Source organism: Rhodococcoides kyotonense, assembly GCF_001645385.1.
GTDB classification, from domain to species: domain Bacteria; phylum Actinomycetota; class Actinomycetes; order Mycobacteriales; family Mycobacteriaceae; genus Rhodococcoides; species Rhodococcoides kyotonensis_B.
On sequence record NZ_LVHI01000040.1, the window covers coordinates 143,251 to 155,909 of the forward strand.

10 protein-coding genes are annotated in these 12,659 nt (G+C 63.2%); 3 read left to right on the forward strand and 7 right to left on the reverse strand.

The window, feature by feature from the left end:
• Window positions 1-234 precede the first annotated feature (234 nt).
• From A3K89_RS24130 to A3K89_RS24160, 7 genes are all read right to left on the reverse strand, one after another.
• Entirely contained in the window at window positions 235-1,029 is a 795-nt protein-coding gene (locus tag A3K89_RS24130) for an SDR family NAD(P)-dependent oxidoreductase (protein ID WP_068431817.1), read from the reverse strand.
• A 98-nt stretch (window positions 1,030-1,127) separates the two neighbouring features.
• Window positions 1,128-2,561: a phenylacetate--CoA ligase family protein gene (locus A3K89_RS24135; RefSeq protein ID WP_068431819.1), complete on the reverse strand. Its 1,434-nt coding sequence runs from the start codon at window positions 2,559-2,561 to the stop codon at window positions 1,128-1,130.
• A 62-nt stretch (window positions 2,562-2,623) separates the two neighbouring features.
• Window positions 2,624-3,550, reverse strand: a complete 927-nt coding sequence (locus A3K89_RS24140; RefSeq protein ID WP_068431822.1) for an MBL fold metallo-hydrolase — start codon at window positions 3,548-3,550, stop codon at window positions 2,624-2,626.
• Window positions 3,551-3,577: 27 nt separating this feature from the next.
• Complete coding sequence (locus A3K89_RS24145; RefSeq protein WP_068431826.1) at window positions 3,578-5,572, reverse strand: oxidoreductase; 1,995 nt, start codon at window positions 5,570-5,572, stop codon at window positions 3,578-3,580.
• A 319-nt stretch (window positions 5,573-5,891) separates the two neighbouring features.
• Window positions 5,892-6,350: a MaoC family dehydratase gene (locus A3K89_RS24150; RefSeq protein ID WP_068431827.1), complete on the reverse strand. Its 459-nt coding sequence runs from the start codon at window positions 6,348-6,350 to the stop codon at window positions 5,892-5,894.
• A gap of 117 nt (window positions 6,351-6,467) precedes the next feature.
• Window positions 6,468-8,444 (reverse strand): oxidoreductase, encoded by a 1,977-nt coding sequence (locus A3K89_RS24155; protein WP_167674363.1) that lies wholly within the window; start codon window positions 8,442-8,444, stop codon window positions 6,468-6,470.
• Window positions 8,445-8,482: 38 nt separating this feature from the next.
• Entirely contained in the window at window positions 8,483-9,337 is an 855-nt protein-coding gene (locus A3K89_RS24160) for an NAD(P)-binding domain-containing protein (RefSeq protein WP_167674364.1), read from the reverse strand.
• A gap of 374 nt (window positions 9,338-9,711) precedes the next feature.
• Here A3K89_RS24160 and A3K89_RS24165 point away from each other — a divergent pair, with 374 nt between their 5' ends.
• The 3 genes from A3K89_RS24165 (at window position 9,712) to A3K89_RS24175 (ending at window position 12,658) form a co-directional block, all read left to right on the forward strand.
• The gene (locus A3K89_RS24165) at window positions 9,712-10,158 is read left to right on the forward strand and encodes a VOC family protein (protein WP_157105437.1); all 447 of its coding nucleotides are present in this window, start codon (window positions 9,712-9,714) and stop codon (window positions 10,156-10,158) included.
• 95 nt (window positions 10,159-10,253) lie between these two features.
• Window positions 10,254-11,009 carry a TetR/AcrR family transcriptional regulator gene (locus A3K89_RS24170; RefSeq protein ID WP_084424092.1) on the forward strand — a complete coding sequence of 252 codons (756 nt, stop codon included), beginning with the start codon at window positions 10,254-10,256 and terminating at the stop codon, window positions 11,007-11,009.
• A 428-nt stretch (window positions 11,010-11,437) separates the two neighbouring features.
• Window positions 11,438-12,658, forward strand: a complete 1,221-nt coding sequence (locus A3K89_RS24175) for an acetyl-CoA C-acetyltransferase (protein ID WP_068431843.1) — start codon at window positions 11,438-11,440, stop codon at window positions 12,656-12,658.
• Window position 12,659: the final 1 nt, after the last annotated feature.

Genomic DNA, 12,659 nt, shown 5'->3' on the forward strand with positions numbered 1-12,659 from the left:
CGTGAACGACAAGCGCTGCAGCCGATTTCACCGTTGCAGTGCTTCTGGTGGGAACTGCGCCCAACGGTGCACGACGAACGGGTGCCCGGGCGTAGTCCTCTACGCCCGAGCACCCGTCTCGACAATCTGTGAAATTGTGCGGTTCGAACCGAAGGAATGTGCGCTTCCCTGCCCCCCGCGCCAGTCAGGTTGCGGGGCGCCCGGTCAACGTTCGGTCTGCCGAGTACGTTCGGGTCAGGTGGTCGACATCCCGCCGTCGATCAAGATGGTCTGACCTGTCACGAAACCTGCAGCAGGCGACGCCAGCCAGACCGCAGTGGCGGCGAGTTCCTCGGGCTTGCCGGCTCGACCGAGGACCATCCGCGGTTCCAATACGTCTCGAATATATTCGGGCGCATACGATTCCGTCATTTCGGTTTCGAAGAACCCGGGTGCGAGCGCGTTGACACGTATGCCCGGGTCGACGCCCCACTGACGGGCGAGGTCGCGGGTGAGGCCCATCAGTCCGGCTTTGCTGGCCGAGTACGCCGCTTGGGGCAATCCTGCGGTGGTGACCGCGAGGACGCTGGCGATGTTGATGATCGAGCTTCCCTGCCGCATGACCTGCGCGCAGGCTCGAGCCATCGCGTAACTGCCGGAGAGATTGACATCGACAACCGAGCGGAACGCGTCGGGTTCCTCCCGGGTCGCCGGAACTGCGCTCGCGACACCGGCGTTGTTGATCAGAACGTCCACGCGCCCGAACTCGTGCATCGCCGCGTCGACCAGTTCGCTGCACTGCCTGGGGTCGGCGACGTCAGCGCCGTGGACGAGGGCGCGTCGTCCGTGGCATCGGACGGTCCCGGCTGTGGTGTGCAGGCGTTCGACTCGTCGGGAAGCAACGACCACGTGCGCGCCGGCTCGGGCGAAGGCATCGGCGAGGAAGACTCCCAAGCCGGCCGAGGCCCCGGTGACGATCGCGACGCGGTCTTCGAGTCGAAACATGTCGTTGGCATTGTCGGTCTTGATCGCGGTGTCGTGAGCGGACATGGCCGCCTCCTTCGTGAGACCGGACCCACACGCGGCACCGTCGAAAAGCGGCGGCGGCGTATGGGTCCGGGTGGGAACGGGCTCGAAGCTGATCGTGCTCAGACCGGGCTGGGCGCTTCACCTCTACGGTCGAGTAGGCGCTTGACCTTGCCCTCACCGCCGAGTCCGGTCTGTGGGGCCAACGAACCGGCTGCAACGATTTCGACATCGACCGAGACGCCGAATGTCGTCCTCAGGCGCTGCTTCATGTCTTCTCGTAAGGAGTGCGGATCCTCCTCGCGAGCCTGCTCGATCAAGACGGTCATCCGTTCGCGGGAGCCGAGACCTTCGCCGACGTTCTCGACGACGCAGAGGAATTCGCCCGTGGACCGCGAGTCTCCCTGGACGACATCTTGTGCGGATCGGGGGTAGACGCTGGTGGCGCGGAGTTTGACCATTTCGTCGAGGCGGCCGAGGAACCCGGACAGTTTGCTCGTGCGTGCGCCGCAGGAGCACAGAGTACGTTCGGTGCTGCGCATGCGGTCCTTCAGGTCGTATCTGATGATGGGTGGAACCGACCGATGCAGGCTGGTGACCACGATGTCACCGTCGTGACCGGCACCGAGGATGCGGCCGGTGTCACTGTCGGCGATTTCGACGAGCGCGGTGTCGTCGTTGACGTGTAGTCCGTTCTTGGCGACGCATTCGTAGCCGATCAACCCCACCTCATGGGTCCCGTAGTTGTCGTAGACCGGAACGCCCCAGGCGTCTTCGAGAAGCTTGCGGAGGTGCCCTTCGGTGTCGACGCCGAGGTAGGTGTGGATGAAGCGTGTCGACAGGTCGTTCCTGAGATCGATGCCCGACCGCTCGGCTTCCTGGGCGAGGATCTTCAAGTACTCGCCGAATGCCACCCAGCCACGTGTCCCCCACTCCTTGGCCAGTTCGAGTTGGCGTTTGGAACTGGTCACCGCCCCCGAACCGGTGGTCAAGGGGATCATGCCGCACCAGTTCATGGCGGCCGTCGACGAGCACCACGCGGTGTTGGCGAGACTGTTGGTGAGGGTGATCTGCAAGATGTCGCCTACTTCGGCGCCTTGTGCGACGAAGGCCCTTGCGAATTGTATGGCCTGTACTTCCCACGCGACGGGGTCGAACAGCGTGGGCCGCGGTAGACCGGACGTGCCACCGCTGGACTGAATCTTCAGAGGTGTGCGCATAGCGTCCAGCGCGAAGTTCTGGTGATCTCCGAACGGCGGGTGTGCTTCGATCGAGTGCTTGATGTCTTCGCTGGTGAACGTCGGGATCTTCTCGAGGTCATCGAGACTGCGAATGTCTCCGGGTTCGAGGCCGGCAGAGGACCACCGGTCGCGGTAGAAAGGAATTTGCCATCCGTCTGCGATCCGGGCGAGGAAGCGCGCGTTCTGAATTTCTCGCATCTCGTCGTCGGAGCGTGCTGCCATCACGGAGTCGAACAGCGGAGGGGGCGGGAAGTCCTCGGTGAGTTGACGCCAGTCGATGCTCGACCAGTAGTAGGGAATTTCGTTCTTGGACATCGTGCTCCTGTGACGATCGGTGTACTTCGGTGGTGCAGAGCGAGGCGAGCTCGGTTTGTTTGTCAGATCGCGGTGAACTTGTAGGCGTCACCGTCGCGGTGGATACGGCCGACACTGTGTCCAGCGAAGTGAGTTCCGAACACCAGGACATCGGTGTCGGCCACCGATTCCATGAATTCGACGCGCCGCTCGGAGGAGAGCTCGCGGTTCCAGTCACCACGCGAACTCCATGTCGGGCGGGCCGCCTGAATGGGGTGGTGCACGAAATCGCCGGTGATGAAGCCGGTTTCGCCGTTCGACTCGATGGCCAGGCTCGAATGCGACTTGGTGTGTCCGGGCGTGGCGGTGTAGCGAACACCCTCGCAGATGGTGTGATTCTGTGGAACGAGATCCACCAGGCCTGCGTCGACGCAGGGTTGCAGCGACTGTTCGAACACGAGCCGGGTTTGATTGTGAATGTCGGGGTTGGCGCCGTTGTAGGTGACTGCGTGGCCCAAATCCTCGGTGACGGACTGACCTTCTGTGAGCCCCTTGTGGTACTCGAATTCGTCTTCGACGAAGGTGTAGCGGGCGTTGGGGAACGTCGGTACCCAGCGGTCGCCGTCGAGGACGGTGTTCCAACCGACGTGGTCGAGATGCAAGTGGGTAATGGCGACGTAGTCGATCTGTTCGGGCTTGTACCCGGCCTCCGCGAGGCGGTCGAGGTAGGGGGTGTCCAGTCCGCCCCAGGCGGGTATCAGCGGCAGATCCTTGTGATTGCCGCATGCCGGATCGACGAGCACAACCGACGAGCCGGTGTCGATGACGAAGGAGTGCACGCTCCACAGCGTTTGGCCTTCGTCGGTGGCGTAGTCGGGGTACAGCCACGGGATCGACTTGACTGCATCCGGCGTGGCTTCGGCGATGAGTCCGTCGAGTTCGCCTACCGCAACCGAGAATTCGTTGATCTGGGTAATTTCGATGTCGCCGACGTGCCAACTCTGTGTCATGGGTGTCCTTTGTTCGGGGCTGCGGGTTCAGACGCCGCGGCCGGCCATTTCGCCTTCGTAGATCGCCTCGTCGACTCGGCGGGGCGCCAGTGCGTCACCGATGGCGGTGACGGCGAACTGCTCTTGTAGTTGTGGGAGAAGTGCGGTTTGCGCATCGCGGAGCATGACTGTCACCAGGGACTGTGCTGGGATCGTTTTCGTTGCGCCGTCCCAGATGCGGCTGAGGACGACGCCATCGCCGGTGACCTCGGTGACGATGTGCTGCGGGGTCAGGGTCGCGCCGAGTGCGTAGAGGCGGGGATAGAGGTGCCCGATATCGAGGTTCATCAAGGTGTTGTCGCCCAGGAACAACTTGGAGGAGACGACCTCGACTTTCTTGCCCGTGGTTGCAAGGAGTTCGGCGAGTCCGAGGGCGGTGTATTCGCCGGTGTCGTCCACGATGACGACATTGTCGCCGCAGGCATCGGGGTCATCGATGGCCTGGATCGGGTCGAGTACCCGAATGTTGTCGAGACCGGGGATCGCCGGGCGTGCAGCGAGCACGGCCGAGAACCCGTCCCGGCGCCACGTCGAACCGGAGGCGAGAATGACGTGGTCGGGGCCGAGGGCACGTACGTTGTCGAGATCGGCGGTCGTGTTCAGGCGCACGTCGACCTTGTACTTCTCCAGCATTCTCTCCATGTCGTGGACCAGCACCGACCACCGGCCGCGAGTGGTGAGTTTCGCGGCCGCCCGGATCTGGCCGCCGAGCTTGTCGGACTGTTCCATGAGTACGACCTCGTGTCCGCGCGATGCGGCGACCTCTGCTGCCCTCATTCCGGCCGGTCCACCGCCGATCACCAGGACTTTACGCGGCTCCGATGCGAGATTCAGGGTGCCACTGCCCAGGGTCTTCTCGCGTCCTGCTGCAGGGTTCTGCGTGCAGGTGAGCTCCCATCCTTTCGACATGCGTCCGATGCATCCCTGGTTGGCGCGCACGCAATGGCGGATTTCGTCTTCGCGGCCCGACTGGGCTTTCTGCACCAGCAGAGGATCGGCAATGTGGGCGCGGGTCATGGCGACCAAGTCGGCTTCACCCGAGGACACGATCGAATCGGCGACGGACAGTTCGGTGATGCCGTTAGCGGTGACCACCGGTATGTCGCCGAGCACCTCTTTCGCGCGCTTGGCGAGGTCGACCAGCTGCGGCCCGGGCATCGACATGGGTGAGACGACGCGGTCGAAGGTGGAGGCGTTGCCGGCGCTGATGCTGAAATAGTCGAACAAACCGGAGTCGGCGAGGTGTCGGGCTATCTTGACGCCCTCGGCTTCGTCGATGCCTCCGGGGGTGTATTCGGTCAGTGACAGTCGCACACCGACGGCGAAGTCGGGACCGCATTCGCGGCGCACTGCCTCGGCGCATTCTTTGACGATGCGACAACGGTTTTCGGTGCTGCCGCCGTATTCGTCGGTGCGGCGGTTGGTGAGCGGTGAGAGGAAGCTGCACAGCAGGTAGCCGTGCGCGGCGTGCACTTCCGCACCGTCGATTCCGGCGACTTTCGCGTTGCGTGCGCTGCGGCCGAATCCGGCGACTAGTTGTTCGATGTCGCCGTGGGTCATGGCTTTGCCGATTTCACCGTAGGTCGTCGACGGCAATCCCGACGGGCTCCACAGCGCCCTCCAGTTGTCGAGAAACATGCCGTTGTAGTCCTCGACGCCGAAGTGGGACAAATCGACGAAGATCTTTGCGCCGTGGCGGTGGACTGCTGCCGCCAGGCGTTCGTAGACCGGGATGACCTCGGTCCGCCACCCCTGGTGGGTGCGGTAGCCGAGGCCTCGGCTGGTGCCGTGCACTGCCTGCGCCTCGGTGAGGATCAGTCCGGCTCCTCCTTTGGCTCGCTCTTCGTAGTAGTCGATGCTCTGCTGAGTCATCAGATTGTCTTTGTCGCCGTACATCAGCGCATGAGCGGTGACCACGATGCGGTTCTTCACGCTGACCGGACCCAGTTCGATGGGCTGCCACAGCGCTGAATGCTTGGTCATGATGTTTCCTCGTCTCGTCGCGGTCCGACTGGCAAAACCCGGGGGCTGACCGGGGAGTCGAAAACCCAACCCATTGTTCGTGTCGATCATGGCGCAGGTCACACTGGGCTGTCAACCGGTTCCGCCGCACGAATTCGGGTTTACGGTTTTCGGGCGCATGAACACCCCGCCCGGGGCTGTCAGACGCAGCGGTGGTCGAGAGAGGATCACCCCTTCACGAGGGCAGGACGTAATGCCACCGGTACCGAATTCGTTGCCGCACAGCGTAACTCGGATCGAACATACGCACGTGTTGTCGTCGGCGTACGCCGCCCAGTGGTCAGAAGATGTATCGGCCGATCAGGTCGGCGACCAGAGCAGGTTTGGGTTCGCCCGCTATCTCGAGCAGGCTCGTGACCACCACTTGCACCGCGTCTGAGTCCACGTTCGTCACCGATGTCAGCGTCGAGTGCAGGCGCACCCGTGCTCCGACGGTGACCGGGCTGATGAAACGCACCTTGTTCGTTCCGTAGTTCAGTGCCAGTCGCGTGTGGTCGACGGTATAAATCTGCCAGTTGAGCATCGACACCAGCGACAGGCTCAGAAATCCATGTGCAATCGGTGCTCCGTACGGGCTCTCGGTAGCGGCCCGAGCGACATCGACGTGGATCCACTGATGGTCACCGGTGGCGTCCGCGAAGGCGTTGATGCGGTCTTGTGAGATTTCGAGCCACTCGCTGGTGCCCAGATGCTCGCCGACGGCAGTGCTGAGTTGCTCGCCGGATGTGAAGGTACGCATGGGACGTGTTTCTCCTGGTGGCATGGTCGGCCGACGATGACCGATCGGTGGTGCGTGTATCCGTGGCCGAGCGCCCTCGATGGCGGTTCGCGGGGCACTCGGCGTGCAGGGCCCGTTTCAGGTATCCGACGGCACCACGGTCAAGGGGCTTCCGACGAGGGACAGTCGGTCCGAGGCGTGCAGGCCGTCCCACATCGCATTGTCCAGCCGCCGCGGCGCGAGGCAGTCTCCGATCCGTACGACACGGTTGTCGCTTCCCAATTCGCGGTAGAGGCGGTCGTTCACTCCGCTGCCGGTCGAGAGCACGACCGAGTCGAACTCGCCGAGATCGACAGCAGCACCGGAGAACACGTCGTAGGTATCGATCACGCGTTCACCGATAGCGTCGATCCACGTGTGCGGCCGCAGGTCGACTCCGGCTCTACGCAGACGTTTGTAGAGGAATTCTTGGTTGGCACCGCTCCACAGGCCTACCGATGTCGATCTCGATACGAGGGTGACGTCGTGGCCGTTCTGTGTGAGGTATTCAGCCGCTGTGGTCGCGTGCCCTTGGAAGTCGTCTTCGGCGACGAGCACACGGTGTCCGACGGGGGTGGGGGGATCGAAGACGTCGATGGCGGTGAATACCTGCGGGAGATCGTGCCCGGGTATCGCGGGCACGTCGGGCCGGTGTGTGGAGAACCCGGTGCGCCATGGGAGTGAACCGGTGGCCAGGAACACGTGGTCGAAAGGTTCGAGGTCGGTAGCGTTGGCGGTGACGCCGAGTCGCACGTCGACGTCGAGCTGACCCATCCGGCGTTTCAGGTGTTCTATCAGTAGTCCGAATTCTGAGCGGCTCGTGCACCGAGCGGCGAGTGCGAGTTGACCGCCGACGGTGCCCCTGGACTCGAACACCACTACCTCAGCGCCGCGCTCGGCGCTGACCACGGCGGCTTGCATTCCGGCGGGGCCTGCCCCGACCACCGCCACGGTTTGCCGGCCTACCCGTCCATCGAAGAAGGCACGCTCGAAGCCCACGCGTGGGTTGACGGTGCATTCCATGGGACCGCCTGCGGCTGTCTTGCCGACGCATCCTTGGTTGCAGCTGATGCAGGGACGGACCTGGCTCAAGTGTCCGGATGCGATTTTGCGCGGCATGGTGGGGTCCGCGATCAATGCCCGGTTCATTCCCACGAGGTCGGTCGCCCCCTCTGCCAGAACAGTCTCGGCGACGAGGGGGTCTTTGATCCTGGTGGCAACCATCACGGGGATGGATACCGCGTCTTTGATCGTGCGTGCTGCGTCGACGAACATGGCGGTCTCGTGCCCCATGTCGGCGATCCACAGTGGGTAGTTCTCGTTGCTGGCGCCGCTGATGTTGAGGTAGTCGACGCCGCCGGTCGCTTCCAGCAGGGTAGCGGTGACGACGGCGTCGGCCGGGGTGTTGCCGCCGGCGATCATGTCGTCGCCGTTGATGCGGACGCCCACCAGGAATGCTCTGGACACCACCGATCGGATGGCGGAGATGATTTCGGTGACCACCCGGACTCGATCCTTCGGCGATCCACCCCAGTGATCCTGCCGATGGTTCATCTGCGGCGAAAGGAATTGCGCTAATCCGTACCCTTGGGCGGCGAGCAGCTCGACGCCGTCCCATCCGGCTTCTTCCATCAGCGCCGCCGACCTTGCGAAGCTGGTGATCATGTCGTCGATCTCGGCTTCTTCGAGCTGTTTGGGGATTTCTCGCACCACCGTGTCCGGTAGTGGTGAGGCCGACAGCAAGGGAAGGTGACTGAGCCGCGACGAACCCTGCCGCCCGCCGTCCCACAATTGGGCCAGAAGTAGCGCGTCGTGAGCGTGGACGGCGTCGGAGAGTCTGCGATGACCCTCGATTGCGTCCGGGGAGAAGGCGTAGTTCTGGCCGCCGCCGGTTTTCGAGCGGCTCCAGGCGGACATGTTCCCGACCACGATCATGCCGACTCCGCCTGCGGCGCGTTCGGTGTAGTAGTCGATCTGTTTGTCGGTGACCATGCCTCCTTCGGCGAAATACGTGCCGTGCGGTGGGGAGACGATGCGGTTCTTCGCGAGCCGAGACCCGATCCGTGTCGGGCTCATCAGCGTTGGAAGTCTGAGTCCGTCGTGCCATGAGTCGATCATTGCTGTTGTGCCCCTTCGGTGTCGGTGGAGGTCAGTAGCCGTCGAGCGTGTGCGACCCGAGCACTGATGTCGGCGAGCGATGCCGGGTCGAACGGCCAGGACTGCAGTTGGCCGCGCAGTAGATCTGCGTCTTTGACGAGGAGGTCGACCTGGTTGTCGGTCAACGTGGGTAGCGCGCCGCCGGCCGCGCTCGACCCGGACGACGCGCCGACGACCTGGCTGGCGAGTCTGACGTCGATTCCGTGATCGTGAGCTGCGGTCAGTGCCACAGCGGTGTGGAGCGCGTTGTGGGCGGCGAGAGTGTTGTTGATGAGTTTGACCCAGGACGGCTGCCCCACCGCGTCGAAGGTGAACACGGTCGCGAACATTTCCACCAACAGTTCAGCTTCGAAGTCGTCGACCGCCGGTCCAGCGATCAAGCCGGTGAGCTCGCCGTGTCTGGCACGCACCTCGCCACCGGACACGGGCAGCTCGAACCGCCGACCACTTTGCTCGAAGCCGACGATATGTTCGGCGTCAGCAGGGGTCAGAGTCGTCACGACGAACACAGTCATCTCGCGCGCGAGGGCGGGACGAAGTGCGTTGTTGGACAACACCGTTTCGACCTGGCGTGCGGTTCGGACTGCGACGATGAGGCAGGCGGCCGAATCCCAGTCGACGTCGTCGAAGCTCGTCACGCCCGTGCAGCCGCTCTGTAACTGCCAGTCGGTGACCCGGGCGGCGTCGACGTCGACTCCGACCACCGCTCGGCCCCGCTCGGCCAGCCGCAAAGCTATGCCGCCGCCGATGCCGCCGAGTCCCACGACGACCACTACGCCGCTGCGGTCGGTGTTGCCGACGAACTGAGTCACATGTGCTCCTTGATGTGCAAGTGTCCCGCTGAGCGCCACAACGGCTGTACGTGGTGCGGGCCAGGCGAATTTCAAAACAGTAGCGGCGCAGCGGAGTTGACCGTCGACCCCATCTCCGGCACGGTCGCGTGGGCGACACGATGTCGAGCTGCCGAATGCACCCGCGTGGAGCAGCATACGACGAAATCTACCTATAAGACGAAAATTCGACTACAGAGTCATTCGAGAATGACACTTGGCGTGAAGCTTTCTCGACTGGGGTATTGAATTTTTGACCCCCAAGTCGGTACATTGACGGGGTGGCGTACCACGCCGCAGTCGACGCATCTGCACGCCGCCCCTGCCGGTGCCCAGTCCTGCATCCACTCAGGGCCGTGACCTACCACTTCGCAACAATCGATTTTTCGGGAGCCAACATGAGTCTTGCTGTCAACGGAATCAATATCGCGGTCAAGGACCTGGCATCCGCGACCGCGCGCTACGAGAAACTGTTCGACGTCGAAGGCGAGCACGTCGGGCCTGACGGCTTCGCTTTTCCCGGCCTGGAAGGAACCAGGCTCGATGTCGGCGGATTCATTATCAGCCTGATTGCGTCAACCGAAGAAGGCACGTCAGTCGCGCGGTTCCTCGAACGGCATGGAGAGGGCGTGTTCCTCTTCTCGGCCAAGGTGAACGACCTGGAGGCTGCAACCGCCGACCTGAAGCAGCAAGGGCTGACTCCGCTGCTCGACGAGGCGGTCAGCGGAGAATTCGGGGCCGTGAACTTCTACCACCCCAAGTCGCTCAACGGCGTGCAGCTCGAGCTGATTCAGCCTGCCTGACCTAGTTCGCGGTTGCCGGACCTTCGGGTCGGTGCCGAGAACTTTCCTACCCACAACACCCAGATCGAAGAGGGCGGTGTCTATCCTCGGTGACTATGACAACTGCTTCGGGACGCGGCGACGCGGCGACGTCGAAGAATGTAGGCGGGTCGGTGCGCAACTCGGTAATGCGCGAGCGCATCACCGAGAGCGCCGCCCGTCTGTTCCAGACCCGCGGCATCAACGGCGTCACGATGCAGGAAGTCGCGGCCGAGGTGGGGTTGTCCAAGGCATCGATCTATCACTACTACTCCAATAGGGACGACCTGCTCCGGCACGTCTTCGGAGACTGGGCGCGCAACGAGGTCTCCAAGGCCCGCGCGATCGCCGCGTCGAACGACGACGCCGCGACCAAGCTCACCGCGTTCATTCGGTTCCACCTGAATTCGCTCGTCGACCACCTCGATCTCTACTCTCTCTCGTTCCGTGAAGAGAGCGAGTTGCCCGTCGACGTACGCGACGAATTCAGAGCGCTCAAACGCGAGCACGACGTGCTGGTTCGGCAGATCATTCGAGAAGGCGTGAAATCTCGAATGTTCGAACCCGTGGACGAAACCCTGACAGCCTTCGCAATCGACGGCATGTGCAACTGGATCTGGAAATGGTACCGGCCAGGAACGGGCGGAAAATCCGCCGACGAGATCGCCGAGACGTTCGCGCATCTGATCCTCCGCGGAGTCATGACCGACCCAGCGACTGCTGCCGCCGGTTGGAGCAACGACGTTCAGGGGACAGACGGCGCGCTCGCTTACCATGCACGCGAAATCCGCCACCACACAAGTCAACTGGAAGCGCTGCTGAAAGACAGATAAGACCAGTCGTCGTCGCACCACTCCGTTCACTCGGTAGTCGGACCGACTGATGAGCGGCAAGCTCGTACAGCCCCACGCCAGTTTTCGCGGACGCGTAGTCCGATGCGTCCTGATCGGGTAGCGCTGACCTGCGTTCAGGCCCGGTCGTGCCTGCACGCCCCTATCATGCTTGCGCGGTCCCCCTACCGCTGACGCACTATTTCAAGCCCCAGGTCCCAGGCTCGGCGGGGCTCATCCGGAACGAGTAGCGCTCCGCTCGCCCGCACAGACGCACGCCGCTCGAAACTCGATCATCATGTCGCCGAACCTATTTGCGCTCAGATGTCGTCCAATACTTGACCGTGCCGGAGTCTGCCGCCATACTCCCAATTAGACCTTGTGATCGAATATTCGACCTGTGAGTCGAATCTGATGAACGGATACGAACAATGCCCGAAGCTGTAATCGTTGCTGCGGCCCGCTCCCCCATCGGCCGGGCTGTCAAAGGCTCATTGCGTGATGTCCGACCCGATGACCTAGCGGCTCAGATGGTCAAGGCCGCCTTATCCAAGGTTCCCGAAGTCGACCCTCGCACGGTGACCGATCTGATGCTGGGAACTGCCCAGCCCGCGGGAGAGAGCGGCTACAACCTTGCTCGTGCAGTATCCGTCCTCACCGGTATGGACCACTTACCCGGTGTCACAGTCAATCGGTACTGCTCGTCGAGTCTGCAAACCACCCGAATGGCCTTGCACGCCATCAAAGCCGGCGAAGGCGACATTTTCATCTCCGCAGGCGCCGAGACCGTCAGTCGCTTCGGCAAAGGCATGGCGGATGAGAACCCGGACACGCACAACGAAATCTTCGCCGACGCTGAAGCCCTCACCACCAAGCGGGCAGAGGGCGGCGGCGACACCTGGACGGACCCGCGCGAGCTCGGGGTGCTGCCGGATCTCTACATCACCATGGGGCAAACCGCGGAGAACGTCGCAGAGCACAGCGGCATCTCGCGCCGCGTGCAGGACGAGTTCGGTGTCCGCAGCCACAACCGTGCCGAAGCTGCGATCGCCCGAGGCTTCTTCGCCCGCGAAATAACCCCGGTGACGTTGCCTGATGGAACCGTCGTGGACACCGACGATTGCCCACGCCCCGGAACGACCTACGAGAAGGTCAGCACACTCAAGCCGGCGTTCCGCCCGGACGGCACGGTCACCGCAGCCAACGCGTGCCCACTCAACGACGGCGCCGCAGCGCTGGTGATCATGTCGGACAGCAAGGCAAAGGAGTTGGGCCTGACACCCCTGGCGCGCATCGTCTCCACCGGCGTCTCCGGCCTCTCCCCCGAAATCATGGGCCTCGGTCCGGTCGAAGCGACCCGCCAGGCACTCGGATTCGCAGGAATGACCATCGACGACATCGACCTGGTGGAGATCAACGAAGCCTTTGCAGCGCAGGTCATCCCCTCTGCTCGGGACCTGGGCATCGACGAGGACAAGCTCAACATCAACGGCGGCGCCATCGCGCTGGGTCACCCGTTCGGCATGACAGGGGCCCGCATCGCCACCACGTTGATGAACTCGCTGCAGTTCCACGACAAGCAGTTCGGGCTCGAAACCATGTGCGTCGGCGGCGGCCAAGGCATGGCGATGATCCTCGAACGCCTCTCCTGAC

Excerpts from the sequence above, each read along its gene's own strand:
- A3K89_RS24150 (WP_068431827.1), bottom strand. The coding sequence starts at position 6,350 with ATGCGTACCTTCACATCCGGCGAGCAACTCAGCACTGCCGTCGGCGAG.
- A3K89_RS24175 (WP_068431843.1), top strand. The coding sequence starts at position 11,438 with ATGCCCGAAGCTGTAATCGTTGCTGCGGCCCGCTCCCCCATCGGCCGG.
- A3K89_RS24140 (WP_068431822.1), bottom strand. The coding sequence starts at position 3,550 with ATGACACAGAGTTGGCACGTCGGCGACATCGAAATTACCCAGATCAAC.
- A3K89_RS24145 (WP_068431826.1), bottom strand. The coding sequence starts at position 5,572 with ATGACCAAGCATTCAGCGCTGTGGCAGCCCATCGAACTGGGTCCGGTC.
- A3K89_RS24170 (WP_084424092.1), top strand. The coding sequence starts at position 10,254 with ATGACAACTGCTTCGGGACGCGGCGACGCGGCGACGTCGAAGAATGTA.
- A3K89_RS24135 (WP_068431819.1), bottom strand. The coding sequence starts at position 2,561 with ATGTCCAAGAACGAAATTCCCTACTACTGGTCGAGCATCGACTGGCGT.
- A3K89_RS24130 (WP_068431817.1), bottom strand. The coding sequence starts at position 1,029 with ATGTCCGCTCACGACACCGCGATCAAGACCGACAATGCCAACGACATG.
- A3K89_RS24155 (WP_167674363.1), bottom strand. The coding sequence starts at position 8,444 with ATGAGCCCGACACGGATCGGGTCTCGGCTCGCGAAGAACCGCATCGTC.